The organism is Vibrio sp. T11.5, from assembly GCF_027587155.1.
In the GTDB taxonomy this organism is placed as follows: domain Bacteria; phylum Pseudomonadota; class Gammaproteobacteria; order Enterobacterales; family Vibrionaceae; genus Vibrio; species Vibrio neptunius.
On sequence record NZ_JAPPTP010000002.1, the window covers coordinates 142361 to 157345 of the forward strand.

Annotated in this window: 12 protein-coding genes and 2 tRNA genes; 5 read left to right on the top strand and 9 right to left on the bottom strand. The window is 45.5% G+C overall.

The genetic code is table 11. The annotated features are described in order from the left end of the window. Positions 1 to 108 precede the first annotated feature (108 nt). From OH455_RS03855 to ubiT, 5 genes are all read right to left on the bottom strand, one after another. Positions 109 to 185: transfer RNA gene (locus tag OH455_RS03855), tRNA-Met, on the bottom strand. A gap of 55 nt (positions 186 to 240) precedes the next feature. After that, a tRNA-Leu gene (locus OH455_RS03860) sits at positions 241 to 324 on the bottom strand. Between the two features lie 15 nt (positions 325 to 339). Continuing rightward, the gene (gene secG / locus OH455_RS03865) at positions 340 to 675 is read right to left on the bottom strand and encodes a preprotein translocase subunit SecG (protein ID WP_045976255.1); all 336 of its coding nucleotides are present in this window, start codon (positions 673 to 675) and stop codon (positions 340 to 342) included. A gap of 223 nt (positions 676 to 898) precedes the next feature. Continuing rightward, complete coding sequence (locus tag OH455_RS03870) at positions 899 to 1402, bottom strand: GNAT family N-acetyltransferase (RefSeq protein ID WP_269980408.1); 504 nt, start codon at positions 1400 to 1402, stop codon at positions 899 to 901. Further along, the gene (gene ubiT, locus OH455_RS03875; protein ID WP_269980409.1) at positions 1386 to 1913 is read right to left on the bottom strand and encodes a ubiquinone anaerobic biosynthesis accessory factor UbiT; all 528 of its coding nucleotides are present in this window, start codon (positions 1911 to 1913) and stop codon (positions 1386 to 1388) included. The genes OH455_RS03870 and ubiT overlap by 17 nt, the downstream gene beginning before the upstream one ends. Positions 1914 to 2110: 197 nt before the next feature. On the opposite strand from ubiT, the gene OH455_RS03880 reads away from it, so the two are divergent. The 3 genes from OH455_RS03880 to OH455_RS03890 all read left to right on the top strand — a co-directional run bounded on the left by OH455_RS03880 (position 2111) and on the right by OH455_RS03890 (position 6190). Next, on the top strand, positions 2111 to 4150 hold the full coding sequence (locus tag OH455_RS03880) for an EAL domain-containing protein (RefSeq protein WP_443088579.1): 2040 nt from the start codon (positions 2111 to 2113) through the stop codon (positions 4148 to 4150). Between the two features lie 127 nt (positions 4151 to 4277). Further along, entirely contained in the window at positions 4278 to 5291 is a 1014-nt protein-coding gene (gene ubiU / locus OH455_RS03885) for a ubiquinone anaerobic biosynthesis protein UbiU (protein ID WP_269980410.1), read from the top strand. A gap of 20 nt (positions 5292 to 5311) precedes the next feature. Beyond that, entirely contained in the window at positions 5312 to 6190 is an 879-nt protein-coding gene (locus OH455_RS03890) for a U32 family peptidase (protein ID WP_269980411.1), read from the top strand. Positions 6191 to 6259: 69 nt separating this feature from the next. Here the strand turns inward: OH455_RS03890 and lysS are convergent, their stop codons facing one another. The 3 genes from lysS to brnQ form a co-directional block, all read right to left on the bottom strand. After that, a complete protein-coding gene (gene lysS, locus OH455_RS03895) occupies positions 6260 to 7777 on the bottom strand; it encodes a lysine--tRNA ligase (RefSeq protein WP_006958058.1) in 1518 nt (505 codons plus the stop codon). A gap of 49 nt (positions 7778 to 7826) precedes the next feature. Next, positions 7827 to 8925 (bottom strand): peptide chain release factor 2 gene (prfB, locus tag OH455_RS03900; RefSeq protein ID WP_096000866.1). Its coding sequence is split into 2 segments (ribosomal slippage): positions 7827 to 8849 and positions 8851 to 8925, totalling 1098 coding nucleotides; the frame shifts between segments, so codons are not numbered across the junction. Positions 8926 to 9086: 161 nt separating this feature from the next. Then, a complete protein-coding gene (gene brnQ / locus OH455_RS03905; protein WP_269980412.1) occupies positions 9087 to 10400 on the bottom strand; it encodes a branched-chain amino acid transport system II carrier protein in 1314 nt (437 codons plus the stop codon). A gap of 304 nt (positions 10401 to 10704) precedes the next feature. Here brnQ and OH455_RS03910 point away from each other — a divergent pair, with 304 nt between their 5' ends. Then, entirely contained in the window at positions 10705 to 11424 is a 720-nt protein-coding gene (locus OH455_RS03910; RefSeq protein WP_269980413.1) for a tRNA1(Val) (adenine(37)-N6)-methyltransferase, read from the top strand. Between the two features lie 90 nt (positions 11425 to 11514). Beyond that, positions 11515 to 12744, top strand: coding sequence for an ATP-dependent RNA helicase SrmB (gene srmB / locus OH455_RS03915; RefSeq protein ID WP_269980414.1), 1230 nt, complete (start codon positions 11515 to 11517; stop codon positions 12742 to 12744). A 445-nt stretch (positions 12745 to 13189) separates the two neighbouring features. Here the strand turns inward: srmB and prfC are convergent, their stop codons facing one another. After that, entirely contained in the window at positions 13190 to 14779 is a 1590-nt protein-coding gene (gene prfC / locus OH455_RS03920; protein ID WP_269980415.1) for a peptide chain release factor 3, read from the bottom strand. Positions 14780 to 14985 lie beyond the last annotated feature (206 nt).

Here is a 14985-nt window from a genome sequence, read left to right on the forward strand (position 1 = left end):
AAGTCGGGGTTTTTTGATGCTGGACCCTGATGTGTTAAGCAATCAAAATCTGCTTAACTCACAGTTGCTACTGCAACTGCGCAAACTTGTCCACATCCAGTAAAGGATTGGTTGCGGGGGCCGGATTTGAACCGACGACCTTCGGGTTATGAGCCCGACGAGCTACCAAGCTGCTCCACCCCGCGTCCGACTTGTCGAGCATTATACGCTCTCCAAGTTGTTTTACAAGTTTGTAAATAATGGTGCCGAGAGAGGGACTCGAACCCTCACACCTAAGGCACTAGCACCTCATGCTAGCGTGTCTACCAATTTCACCATCTCGGCAGCTAAATCTTTAGCTTATTGAGGAATTTCGTCACCTGTAGGGGCTGGAACTTCACTCGCAGCATCGTCAGCTTTCTGGATAACTTGACCTTGAGTCGGGTCAACCCACTGAGATTCAGTTTTATGAGTTGACATGTTACCTAGTACCAAGCTGAGGATGAAAAATACTGTTGCAAAAATTGCAGTCATTCGGGTTAGGAAATTACCTGAGCCGCTTGCGCCAAACACTGTGTTTGATGCGCCTGCACCGAATGAGGCTCCCATATCTGCGCCTTTACCTTGTTGAATCAGCACTAGGCCGATTACACCAACCGCTGCCAACAGGTAAATCACAAGTAGAACTGTAAACATGATTTCCACCTATGTTCCAAATTGTTGAGCCAGCGCCGCTCGAAAACTTATTTTTGATGTTTTTGACCAAGGCTAGCGACCTCCTTATCGAAGGCCGAGCAATACTAGCGAAACGTTATTAAGCTGACAAGTAGAATTTTTCAAAAAAAGACGACTTGGAGGCTAAGCGGTCAAAAAAAGGACAAAAGTCTTACTTTTCTCTACCTTTGCGTATGCACTCTACCTAAAACGCTGAAAACTCTGGGCTGTATTCAATTAGACCACTTCGATTAGTAAACTCACCTTCTGCAAGCGCTATAACTTGGAATGAACCAATTGGTACTTCCCATTGACAATTGAAACCATACTTTTCACTCGCTTCAAAACCAAAGCGCGAATAATACTCTGGTTGGCCTAATACTACGCAAGCTGGATAACCAAATTCCTTCAGAGATTCGAAAGCCTCTTTAACTAGCTCTGCCGCTACTCCTTGGCGTCGATAACTTTCTTTTACAGCCAAAGGAGCCAACCCTTGCCAGTTCAAGTCTTCATTATTTAGTGTGACCGGACTGAACATAACATGCCCAACAACCTCACCATCATCATTACAGGCAACTAATGATAAGGTTCTACGTCCATTTTCTCTTAGCTTCATAACTAAAGCTGCTTCAGCTTTTGTTTCAAAAGCAGACTTAAGTAGTCTGTCGACCGCAAGAATATCAGCCGGAGCTTCAGTTCGAATTAGCATTAATCACCTCACTTTGTGCAATAGGCGATTGTAACCCTTTCTGCACAAAATCGGCTAGTTGATTTAATAGAGTTTGCAATGGTTTCGGCAACTGCTCGAAATCAATACTATCCATTAAGTTTTTAATCTCTAACCCCAGCTCTGTATCTCCTTCTATAGACAAGCGGCGCTGAAAGAATAATGTATCAGGATCTTCTTTTCTTCCTGCTATTAATACTAGGTCATTGAGATTACCGCGAAACGCAATATCTTCCTCGACTTGAGCATTTGCAACAATCAGCTTGTCTTTCTGATAGCTCAAACACCAACTGAGATGCATATCCTTTATCTCTATTTTCAACCACTTATCTTGGAGAAACTCAAAGTCACCGTCTTCGAGCGCCTCTTTAAATACCATCTTCAATCCATTCAGTAAGGCTTTTTTTTGTACAGATTCTGGTAATAACTGGACTGGAGATCTCAAAATTGATGCGGCATTTTCAACTAGCTGAGTACGAATCTTGTTAATCACGAGCGTTATCCGTTACTTTGTAAATAGGAAACTCATCATAATGGATGACGATGGAGCGATTCCTGTTGTGTATCAAAAATGAGTCTGATACCGCTAACCCTTTAATCTAGCGGCAATCACAGTTATAGTTATTGGTATCGCTTCTATTCACAACTCTGTGACTCGTATTGCTCTTTGGAGAGTCGGTAATACCTTTGATGCTTTCGCAACAACTACAGCATTGGTTCACGAAGATAACGGCGAACAGCCCGTTTTTTTTCGCCATTTTGGATAGCCAGCATAACTATGCCATGGTTAATGGTCGCTATTGCGATATAGCAGGTCTATCCAATCGAGAACTGGTCGGTATGAGCGATACGCAAACCTTAGGTGAACATTTCTATCAACAGCTCAAGCCTTATTATGAGAGAGCCTTTAACGGAGAATTTCTCGAAGCAGAAATCACACTGAACGAGATTGAGCTCGAAACAAGCCTGCATTTCAGCTTAGCCCCCATCTTAATCGACAAGAAAATTGAATACGTAGCTTTTCATGCTGTCGATACATCCGAAAAACATATTCTGGTGCGCTCTCTGGAAGAGTCAGAAAATAAGTTCTCAACACTCACGACCTTATTACCAGATGGCTTGCTCATTGTAGAAGACGATTGCATCATTTCAGCCAACCCTGCGGCGGTACGTTTACTCGGCTTTGAAGATAACAGTGATTTGTTGGGTGAAGAGCTTTCACGCTTATTTGTCGATGAGAAAACCAAAACGGTTTTCAGTAAATCGCTCAGCAGTTCACTGGCGAAAGCACCTTTAACCTGCCTGACAGGGCCTAGGTGTGGCTTTGAGCGCCGTGTTCAACTGCACGCTGATGAGGCGATGGTGCTAGGCAGTGGTTCTCAGTTAGTGCTCATTCAAGATGCTGATGAGGCCCCCAAACATCTAAGCAACAAGCCCTTAGAAGATGCACACATTGATTCTTTAACTGGCCTTTACAATCGTTTTGGTTTTACCAAACGTCTTGAGCAGTTCATTCATAATGAAACACCACTTTTGTTGCTCTATTTAGATATTGATAATTTTAAAAACATCAATGATTCTCTAGGTCATCATATCGGTGACAAAGTGATAAAAGAAGTGTCGTCACGTCTTAAGCGTTTGTTACCACAGCACGCAGTAGTAGGGCATTTAGGAGGCGATGAATTCGGTCTGATTATGCCTGAACCAGACAATCATCACATGGCCGAAATGCTTGCTGAACGTATCATTTCCCTCATTAACCAGCCTTTTGATCTGCACCATTTCAGCAAACGTTTAGCGTGCTCTATTGGCAGTGTGGCTTATCCAGGTGACGGCAACGACGCTCGTATTCTGCTGCAAAACGCAGACACCGCGATGTACGAAGCCAAAGACCGTGGCCGAAATCGTCTGATTAAATTTAATGACCAGATGAACAAAGAAGCGCGTATGCGTTTATGGCTAGAGATAGAGCTGCAAAAAGCCCTGCAACAAAATGGCTTGGAAGTGTGGTACCAGCCTAAGGTCAACGCCCGTGATTTCAGCATTAATGGCGCCGAAGCTCTTATCCGCTGGAAACATCCAGTGGAAGGTTACATTAGCCCAGGAGCCTTCATTCCCGTAGCTGAGCGAGCAGGTTTGATTGAACACTTGGGTAGAGTTGTCATGCGAGAAGTATTCAGTACCGTTAAGCGTTGGAAACTTCAAGGTATTTTGCCAGGTCGAGTCGCAATCAACCTGTCGCCAGAACAATTTGGCAATCCAAAACTGATCGATTACATGGAAAAACTCCTGCGTACTACAGAGCTTGATCCCAACTGTATCACGTTCGAACTGACCGAAAGTGCCGTGATGAGCGATAGCGAGCATACGCTGCAAATGCTCAACGCCATTAAAAAGCTTGGCTTTGCTTTGTCGATTGACGACTTTGGTACCGGCTATTCTTCGCTTTCTTATCTGGCCCGTTTCCCGATTGATGAGCTTAAGATTGATCGCGCTTTCATCAGTGACATAGATACGCTACCGAAACAGGTAACGGTGATCGAAAATATCATTAATCTGGGTAAATCACTTAATCTGACTGTCGTTGCAGAAGGCGTCGAAACTCAGCAACAAGCGACTCTCCTCTCTAACCTAAATTGTAATTCGATTCAGGGTTTCCATTTCTATCGCCCTCAACCAAAGCATGAGGTCGAAGAGCTGTTTGCTCAGCACCGCCGCCACAAAAACTGAACGCTACTCACTGTAAATGAGTATTTGACTCAGAAACTTACCTAAACCTGCCTTAAATCAAACTTGCCATTCATATTCCTTCATAAAATGCGGAGCAATTTTTCGCAAAGACAGATTGGAAGGCGCAATGGAACTCCTCTGCCCTGCAGGCAACTTACCTGCTCTTAAAAAAGCCATCGACTGTGGTGCTGACGCTGTATACATCGGCTTCAAAGACGATACCAATGCGCGCCACTTCGCAGGTCTTAACTTCACTGGCAAGAAACTGGACAAAGCGGTTCAGTACGTTCATGACCATAAGAAAAAAATTCACGTCGCGCTGAATACTTTCGCCCATCCTGATAGATTTGAGCGTTGGACGGACGCCGTCGATCGCGCCGCCCAAAGTGGCATTAATGCATTAATCATTGCTGATATCGCCGTACTGGATTACGCCGCCAACAAATACCCAGAGCTCGAACTGCATTTGTCGGTTCAAGCATCTGCGACCAATGTAGCAGCGATAGACTTCTATAAACGCAATTTCAATGTTAAACGTGTGGTGCTGCCGCGTGTACTGTCTATCCATCAGGTCAAACAACTGTCACGCAATATTCCACAGGATGTCGATTTGGAAGTGTTCGCCTTCGGCAGCTTGTGCATTATGTCTGAAGGCCGCTGTTACCTTTCTTCATATATGACGGGCGAATCACCCAATACCGTTGGCGCGTGCTCTCCTGCAAAGTTTGTTCGTTGGCAGGAAACAGACAAAGGGCTGGAATCTCGGTTGAATAAAATTCTCATTGATCGCTACACTGATGGCGAAAATGCTGGCTACCCCACTTTATGTAAGGGCAGATTCACGGCAGAGCTGGACGAGCACACTCAGGCTTATCATGCATTGGAAGAGCCCACCAGCCTCAATACACTCTCGATGTTGCCTGATTTGTTCGCCGCGAATGTAGCTTCTGTAAAAATCGAAGGCCGTCAACGAAGCCCCGCCTATGTAGAACAGGTGACTCGTACCTGGCGTGCAGCCATAGACCACTACTTAGCCAAACCTAAAACCTATCAAGTTGAAGCAGCTTGGGATGCTACGCTGGCCAACGTCTCGGAAGGTACTCAGACAACCCTCGGTGCTTATCACCGTAAGTGGCAGTAAGGTATAGAATGGAAAATACGATGAAATACGCCCTTGGTCCTCTCCTTTACTTCTGGCCTAAGCAAGATGTTGAAGAGTTTTATCTGCAAGCCGCATCAAGCGACGCCGACATCATTTATCTAGGTGAAAGTGTGTGTACCAAACGTCGAGAAATGAAACCTGCACATTGGCTGGATATTGCGAGAGCGCTCAGCCAATCCGGCAAACAAGTCGTGCTATCCACCATGGCATTGCTTGAAGCGCCTAGTGAAGTCAATATCATGAAGAAGTACATTGATAATGGCGAATTTGCTATCGAAGCTAACGATGTCTCTGCCATACAGTTGGCTTCTGAACAGAAGATTCCGTTTGTCGTCGGCCCTGCTGTGAATGTTTATAACGCACATACGCTGAAACTATTTGTTAAACAAGGCATGAGCCGATGGTGTATGCCAGTTGAGCTTTCCCGCGACTGGTTGGATAAAACAATGATGCAATCTGAAGAAATAGGGATTCGTGGACAGTTCGATGTTGAAGTTTTCAGCCATGGCTATTTGCCACTCGCCTACTCTGCGCGCTGCTTCACTGCTCGTGCTGAAAATAGAGCCAAAGACGATTGTGAAACTTGCTGCATCAAATACCCAACAGGTATAAAAGTCAGCAGTCAGGAAGGTCAACAAGTGTTTAATCTCAATGGTATTCAGACTCAATCAGGCTATTGCTACAACCTGATTAACGATTTGCCAAGTATGAGAGGATTGGTCGATGTCGTTCGTCTCAGCCCACTTGGCATCGAGACCCTTTCAGAGTTAAACCATTTTCGAGCTAACGAATTCGGACAAAGTCCGATGAACATTGAAAGCCGCCAATGTAACGGTTATTGGCATCAGATCGCAGGCCTGGAAGTGAAAAACCTCTGACCCTAGAGCCATAAAAAAGGCCGATACCACAGAGTGATATCGGCCTTTTCGCTGTTTTTACACTCGCTATTAAGCTTGTGGACGCATTGCTGGGAACAGAATCACGTCACGGATAGTGTGCGTGTTAGTAAACAGCATCGCTAGACGATCGATACCGATACCTTGACCTGCCGTTGGCGGTAAGCCGTGCTCAAGTGCTGTGATGTAGTCCGCATCGTAGTACATAGCTTCATCATCACCTGCATCTTTCGCATCAACCTGTGCTTTAAAGCGCGCATCTTGGTCTTCTGCATCGTTAAGCTCTGAGAAGCCATTCGCCACTTCACGACCACCGATGAAGAACTCGAAACGGTCTGTGAAGAATGGGTTGTCATCGCTGCGACGAGCAAGAGGAGAAATATCCGCTGGGTAACCAGTGATGAAGGTTGGTTGAATTAGCTGAGGTTCAGCAGTCTCACCAAAGATCTCTTCTAGAAGCTGACCACATGTCCAGAACGTTTCTACTTCCACGTGTACTGATTTTGCAATAGCAACCATCTTGTCACGGTTAGTAAGGTCTTGTTCTGTTAACGCCTGGATCTCAGCGTGCTCTGGGTTGTAGTGTTTGATTGCTTCAAACATGCTCATGCGAGCGTACTTACCGCCAAATTCAACGGTCTCGTCACCGTAAGGCATAGACGTTGAACCCAGAACGTCCATCGCAACTGTGCTTAGCATCTCTTCAGTCAGATCCATTAGGTCTTTGTAGTCAGAGTACGCTTGGTAGAATTCCATCATAGTGAATTCTGGGTTGTGACGTGGCGATAGACCTTCGTTACGGAAGTTACGGTTGATCTCGAATACGCGGTCAAAACCACCAACCACTAGACGCTTTAGGTAAAGCTCTGGAGCAACACGTAGGTACATGTCGATGTCTAGTGCGTTGTGGTGAGTGATGAATGGGCGAGCCGTTGCACCACCTGGGATAACGTGCATCATTGGCGTTTCAACTTCTAGGTAGCCTTTTGAGCTCATGAAGTTACGAATTGCCGATACAAGCTTAGAACGGATGATGAAAGCTTCACGTGAATCTTGGTTGACGATAAGGTCAACGTAACGCTGACGGTAACGCATCTCTTGGTCAGTCAGACCGTGGAATTTCTCTGGAAGTGGACGAAGTGCTTTTGTTAGCAACTCGTACGACTCCATGTTCACGTAAAGGTCGCCTTTACCTGACTTATGAAGAGCACCTTTCACACCGATGATGTCACCGATATCTAGGCCTTGGTATTTCTCTTTCAGCTCTTTTTGAACATCTTTTGCAGCGTAAGCTTGGATACGACCAGATGTTTCTTGAATCGCTAGGAAAGGACCACGCTTAGCCATGACACGGCCCGCGATAGCCACAACATGGTTTAGCTCTTCTAGCTCTTCTTTCGTCTTTTCACCGAATTCCGCTTGAAGATCGCCAGCTAGGTGCTCACGACGGAAGTCATTTGGGTGGCCGTTTGCTTTGCAGCTCTGACGGATATGATCCAGTTTAGCGCGGCGCTCAGCAATCAGCTTATTCTCTTCTTGTACATTGTCGTTTTGAACAGCATCAGTCATTTTTGATGTATCCTGTCTTTCTTTATGAAAATAGTTTTCGGTGAAAAGCTTACAGGCCTGATTTCAGGCTAGCTTCGATAAATTTGTCTAGGTCGCCGTCAAGAACCGCTTGAGTGTTGCGGTTTTCAACGCTAGTACGCAGATCTTTGATGCGTGAGTCATCCAGCACGTATGAACGTATCTGGCTACCCCAACCGATGTCTGACTTAGCGTCTTCATTGGCTTGCTTCTCTGCATTTTGCTTTTGAATCTCTAATTCAAATAGCTTCGCACGAAGCTGTTTCATCGCCTGATCTTTGTTCTTATGCTGAGAACGATCATTCTGACACTGAACCACAGTATTGGTTGGAACGTGCGTAATACGTACCGCCGATTCCGTGGTATTAACGTGCTGACCACCCGCACCAGATGCGCGGTATACGTCAATACGTAGATCAGAAGGGTTAATGTCGATGTCGATGTTGTCATCAATCTCTGGGTAGATAAACGCAGAAGCAAACGATGTATGACGGCGGCCACTTGAATCGAATGGCGATTTACGAACCAAGCGATGAACACCTGTTTCCGTACGTAGCCAACCATAAGCGTATTCGCCGGAGATCTTAACCGTTGCACCTTTCAGACCAGCAACTTCACCTTCAGAGACTTCGATCACTTCCGTCTTAAAGCCTTTTGCTTCAGCCCAACGTAAGTACATGCGTAGCATCATCGATGTCCAGTCCTGCGCTTCTGTACCACCAGAGCCTGACTGCAAATCAATGTAGCAGTCAGATGCATCATGGTCGCCAGAGAACATACGACGAAATTCTAGCTTTTCTAACTTAGCTTCAAGCTCAGCAAGCTCTGGTTCAATTTCATCAAAGGTTTCTTGATCTTCTTCCTCAACTGCAAGCTCTAGAAGGCCATCAACGTCCTCCACTCCTTGCTCAAGTTGGTCAATCGTTTCCACAACCGCTTCTAGCGCAGAACGTTCTTTACCTAGCGCTTGCGCACGTTCAGGCTCGTTCCACACATCCGGTTGTTCTAGTTCTGCGTTGACTTCTTCTAGACGCTCTTGCTTAGCGTCATAGTCAAAGATACCCCCTCAGGACATTGGTGCGCTCAGACACGTCCTTAAGGCGGTTTTTAATGGGATTGATTTCAAACATGTTTGCTCAACATTTATGAGTAGAATTTAACCGAAGAATTGTACTGAAAAGTGTGACGAAGATACAGGGATTTTTTGCATTGGAGCCTGAGAATAATACAACGAAAAATCCCCTGTCACACGAGGTATGACAGGGGATTATTATCCATGGTATGTTTCAGCTCAAACCGTTTTTTTGGCTAACTCTGGTTGAGTCGGTTTTCCAACAAAGAACATGCAGAGTATCGCCGCAATGGTTGGTAGTAACCAACCCATACCGATATCAAACAGCGGTAACATACTCAGAGCAGATACATCAATGCCCGCTACTTTTGCTGCATCAATCAGAGCAAATAGAAGCGACACTAAAATAACCGTACGATAAGCTAATTTAGGGCTTGGTAGTTTCTTGCGAACAAAGGTCAGTGCAACCAAAGCGATAGCGACTGGATATAGAGCAAAGAGCACAGGAACAGACAGAGTGATCAGTTGAGAAAGACCGACATTGGCAACCAAAGCACACGCTGCACCATTGATTAGAACCCAAGTTTTATAAGACATCGGTGTCAAAGAACTGAAGTAATCAGAACACGCTGAGATAATACCAATCGCGGTCGTCAAACACGCTAAAAGCACAATCACTGACAACACAATTTGACCATAAGGGCCGAAGAGAGATTGAACGTACACACTCAGAATCACACCACCATTGTCTGCGCCAGCAGCTACAGCCGCACTGGTTGCGCCGAGATAGAATAGCGATACGTATACAAACGCCAATCCTGCAGCGGCAACACACGCAGCTCTGATCAAGTATTTTGCAGTCGCCTTTTGATCTGAAATACCTTTTTGACGGAGTGCATCCACGATAAGCCCACCAAACATCAACGAGGCAAAAGTGTCCATCGTGTTATAGCCTTCGAGGAAGCCTTTTTGCAATGGGTGCGAAAGGTAATCACCGTTTGCCGCGATCATTTCCCCTTGAGGATCGATAAACACAGCAACAGCAAGCACAAGCAAACCTAAGAAAAGCACTGGAGTCAACACTTTACCGATCACATCAATCAGTTTGCCTTGTGACCAAGCAAATAGCATTGCCACAGCAAAAAATAGGATAGAGAAAACCGTTAAATGTGATTGTGCCGCCTCGACGAAAAAGGGTTTTACCGCCATTTCGTAAGCCACTAAACCTGTGCGTGGCGCGGCAAATGCAGGACCGATAATGATAAAGATCAATACAGCAATAGTCATCGCCACACGTTTAGGTAAATCTTTAGTAAGGTGCTCCCAAGAGCCACCAGCAACGGCAATAGCAACGATAGTAATAAGAGGAAGACCTACCGCCGTTAAAAGAAAACCTGTCATCGCAGGAACGAGATTCTCACCTGCTAGCTGTCCTGCCAATGGCGGGAAGATAATGTTGCCCGCTCCAAGGAAGAAAGCGAAAAGCATAAAGCCTACCGCAATAATATCTGTTAATTTTAAAGTCTGATTCACAAGAGACCCTTAAATATTTTGATTGATGTTGTGCATGCTGGGCAATCCGAATTGGCTACCCAATCTATAAATTTGGAGGCGAATAATGACGAAACACACACCTAACCGCAAGCCTAGGGCAAAAAACACCATATAAATTTATGTATTAGCCAGAATACTAGTAGTTTAAACCACCACAATATTAATTATTAGCTTAATATATGGATCAATAAATCAAAAAAATGAAACACTGATAGAACAAAAGACCATACAAATATCCAACAAAAGACTTAATCACTCAATTAACAAACGTGTACAGAACAAAATGAAAAATACTCTATTCACAACAAAAGGCTTTTCATTCAAGCAGTTTAAAATTGCAGGTGGTCACTCAGGTATGCCTGTCAGTACCGATGGCGTCTTACTCGGTGCGTGGTGCGACATTAGACAAGCTAATACCATTTTGGATATTGGAACAGGTACAGGTTTGTTGGCTTTAATGTGTGCACAGCGCAACCCTGACTGTGTCATTGACGCAATAGACATTGATCAGCACGCTTTACAGGCTGCGAAAGAAAACTTCACCTCTTCTCCTTGGTCTTCACGGCTGGCACTGCTGGAAGGCGACGTGCTCAACTTTCCATTCGAAACAAGCTATGACGCTATTGTATGTAACCCTCCTTATTTTAATTCAGGAGAGCACGCCCAAAACCAGCAACGAGCGACCGCAAGGCATACCTTAACCTTGAGCCACGAAGCTTTGCTTGAACGCTGTTTTAAGTTATTGAGCGCTGAGGGCCAGGCTTGGTTTGTCCTCCCAGAAGCAGAAGGACGTATGTTTATCTCCTTGGCAGAAACACTTGGTTGGCATCTAGCGGGTTTATGTGAAGTACAGCCAACAGCCAAGAAACCCGTTAGCCGCTTGCTGATTGAACTTAGCCAGCACCCATCAAACACCAAGATAGAAAAGTTGATAATTCAAAAGGATAATGGCTACAGCGATGAATTCGTCGCATTAACTAAAGCGTTTTATTTAAAGATGTAGAAATTAAGGTGTGATCCTTATCACCGAACCCTCTATAATGCTTCCCCTTAAATTTATCGTTCTCACTTACCAGCTTGTGGAGACACCAGAGTGATCAAAAATTTTGCTGAACTAGAGCTAGATGAAAACCTGCTCGTTGCCATCGAAGAAATGGGTTATACCCGCCCAACCCAGATCCAGGCCGAAGCAATTCCACAAGCTTTGGACGGTAGGGATATTCTCGCTTCTGCGCCAACTGGTACAGGCAAAACCGCCGCTTTTGTTCTGCCAGCTCTACAATACTTGCAGGACTTCCCGCGTCGTAAGCCTGGGCCGGCTCGTGTGCTTATCCTGACTCCTACTCGCGAGTTGGCAATGCAAGTCGCTGATCAGGCTCGTGAGCTCGCCAAAAACACTAATCTGAACATCTTCACCATCACTGGTGGTGTGCAGTATCAAGAACACGCCGATATTCTCGCTAAGACACAAGATATTGTTGTTGCAACGCCTGGTCGTTTGATGGAATACATCGAAGCGGAACGTTTTGACTGCCGTGCTATTGAATGGTTGATCCTTGATGAAGCGGATCGCATGCTCGATATGGGCTTTGGCCCGACAGTGGATCGCCTTTCTTCTGAATGTCGCTGGCGTAAACAAACGCTGCTCTTCTCTGCAACGCTAGAAGGCAAAGGCGTGGAAGGATTCACCGCAGATCTGCTTAAAGAACCTGCAGAGATCGACGCTGAGCCATCTCGCCGTGAACGTAAGAAAATTGCCCAGTGGTATCACCGTGCAGATGATATGACGCATAAGCTGGCACTGTTGAAAACCATCATCAACGACCAAGCTGAGCGCTCTATTGTATTTCTGAAAACTCGTGAACGTTTAGCCGAGCTGCGCGTTGAGCTGGAAAAAGCGCAAATTCCTTGTGCGTGGATCCAAGGTGAAATGCCGCAAGATCGTCGTAACAATGCCATTGCGCGTTTTCGTGACGGTACAGTAAACGTACTTCTGGCAACAGACGTCGCTGCCCGTGGTATCGACCTGCCAGATGTTAGCCATGTCATTAACTACGACATGCCACGCAGTGCAGACGTGTACCTCCACCGTATCGGCCGTACCGCCCGCGCAGGTAAAAAAGGCAATGCGATCTCTTTAGTTGAAGCTCATGACCAAACCATGATGGACCGTGTTGCTCGCTACGTAAAAGAAGAGATCAAAGAGCGCTTTATTAAAGAGCTTCGTCCGAAACACAAAAAGCCAGTGTTTAAGAAGAAGAAAAAAGACGACAAGAAAAAAACAGCTTCTAAGGGCAAAAAGAAAGTCGCCAAGAAGAAATAGCGGAAGAGCTAAAAAAATTTAGAGGGTTGATGTGAGAGCATCAACCCTTTCTTTTTTCTGTGCAGACCACACTGTAAAGCTCATCTAGTTCACGGCCCACTTTAAGAGATTCCTGACTCACTCCTTCGTCGCTCTAAGGAATGACGCTCATATATTCAACCACAATAAGACAACGTCATCCTCAAGAGTGAGGTACGAACGAGTTGGGGATCTCATCAAAGTTACGACGCGCTTTAAGAGATTCCTTACTCTCTCCTTCGTCGCTCTAAGGAATGACGATCAAAAAAATACCGCCTTAATAAGGCGGTATTTCAGAAACGGTTCTTCAAAGCATTTGTTGTGAGAGCAAGGCGGCAAGTAAACTCAGCCTTGGGAGCGTAGTCCACTACGTGACCAAGGTGAGTTTGTGCAGTCAACGCCGCTATCGCAGCAAAGGCGAAGAAGATTAGTGTTCGCGGGTTGCGCGGAACTCTACCTCTGGGAAACGCTCTTTCGCCAGATTCAAGTTAACCATAGTTGGCGCAATGTACGTCAGGTTATCGCCACCATCCAGTGCTAGGTTGGTTTGGTTCTTACGCTGGAACTCATCCAGTTTCTTACCATCTTCACATTCCACCCAACGTGCGGTTGCAACGTTAACGCTCTCATAAATCGCTTCAACGTTATACTCTGCTTTTAAACGCGCGACAACGACATCAAACTGAAGCACACCAACCGCACCAACAATCAGGTCATTGTTTTGTAATGGACGGAATACCTGTACAGCCCCTTCTTCAGACAGCTGCACCAGACCTTTAAGCAGCTGCTTTTGCTTCAATGGATCTCTCAGGCGAATACGACGGAACAGCTCAGGTGCAAAGTTTGGAATACCTGAGAATTTCAGTGCTTCACCCTGAGTGAAGGTATCACCAATCTGAATGGTGCCGTGGTTATGTAAACCAATAATATCACCCGCGTAGGCATTTTCAGCACGAGAGCGATCACCCGCCATAAAAGTTACCGCATCAGAGATATTGACCTGCTTGCCAAGACGCACGTGGTTCATCTTCATACCCTGTGTGTAGGTACCAGATACAATGCGCATGAAAGCAATACGGTCACGGTGTTTTGGATCCATGTTGGCCTGAATCTTAAATACGAAGCCAGAGAATTTCTCTTCATTCGCTTCAACTTGACGCTCATTCGCTTGACGCGGCATTGGCGCAGGCGCCCAGTCCGTCAAACCATCCAACATATGGTCAACACCAAAGTTACCCAGCGCGGTACCAAAGTATACAGGTGTCAGTTCACCAGCAAGGAACAGCTCCTGATCAAATTCAGGGCATGCACCAATCACAAGCTCTAACTCTTCACGTAACTGTTCTGCTAACTCAGCGCCAACAGCTTCATCAAGTTCAGGGTTATCCAGCCCTTTAACAACCAGCTTGTCCTGAATAGTGTGGCCTTGGCCTGTGCTGTAGAGAATCGTTTCATCACGGTGAATGTGATAGACACCTTTAAACTCTTTGCCACACCCAATTGGCCAAGTAATCGGCGCACAGGAAATGTTTAGCTCACTTTCAACTTCATCCAATAACTCCATTGGGTCACGGATATCGCGGTCGAGTTTGTTCATGAAAGTGACGATAGGTGTATCACGAAGACGGGTAACTTCCATCAACTTACGTGTACGATCTTCAACACCTTTAGCAGCATCAATAACCATCAAACAAGAGTCAACTGCGGTCAACGTACGGTAGGTATCTTCTGAGAAGTCCTCGTGCCCAGGAGTATCCAATAGGTTAACCAGACACTCGTTATAAGGGAACTGCATCACAGAAGTAGTTACCGAGATACCACGCTCTTTTTCCATTTCCATCCAGTCAGATTTCGCGTGCTGAGCAGAACCTCGACCTTTGACTGTCCCGGCCGTTTGAATTGCACGCCCGAAAAGTAATACTTTTTCAGTAATGGTGGTCTTACCCGCATCTGGGTGAGAAATGATAGCGAACGTTCTACGCTTAGAAACTTCGCCCGTAAATGCTGTATTTGACATCAAAAGGTCTTCTTCGGTCTGTAAGCTAGAATCTCGTCACGAATCGTCATGACATATCACCTAGCTGATGGATTCGATATTGCGCGGTATTCTCGCTTATATTGCGCTTTGGAGCAACAGAGGCATATAAAACCTCGATAAATCACATCCAAACAAGATACAAATTAAAATATCAATAAAATTGGGCTATAACTAAAGGAGTAGAG

What these genes read in the sequence shown, in the direction of transcription:
- secG (WP_045976255.1), bottom strand. Translation starts at nt 675, where the DNA reads ATGTTTACAGTTCTACTTGTGATTTACCTGTTGGCAGCGGTTGGTGTA.
- OH455_RS03870 (WP_269980408.1), bottom strand. Translation starts at nt 1,402, where the DNA reads ATGCTAATTCGAACTGAAGCTCCGGCTGATATTCTTGCGGTCGACAGA.
- OH455_RS03880 (WP_443088579.1), top strand. Translation starts at nt 2,111, where the DNA reads ATGCTTTCGCAACAACTACAGCATTGGTTCACGAAGATAACGGCGAAC.
- ubiU (WP_269980410.1), top strand. Translation starts at nt 4,278, where the DNA reads ATGGAACTCCTCTGCCCTGCAGGCAACTTACCTGCTCTTAAAAAAGCC.
- OH455_RS03890 (WP_269980411.1), top strand. Translation starts at nt 5,312, where the DNA reads ATGAAATACGCCCTTGGTCCTCTCCTTTACTTCTGGCCTAAGCAAGAT.
- lysS (WP_006958058.1), bottom strand. Translation starts at nt 7,777, where the DNA reads ATGACTGATGCTGTTCAAAACGACAATGTACAAGAAGAGAATAAGCTG.
- OH455_RS03910 (WP_269980413.1), top strand. Translation starts at nt 10,705, where the DNA reads ATGAAAAATACTCTATTCACAACAAAAGGCTTTTCATTCAAGCAGTTT.
- prfC (WP_269980415.1), bottom strand. Translation starts at nt 14,779, where the DNA reads ATGTCAAATACAGCATTTACGGGCGAAGTTTCTAAGCGTAGAACGTTC.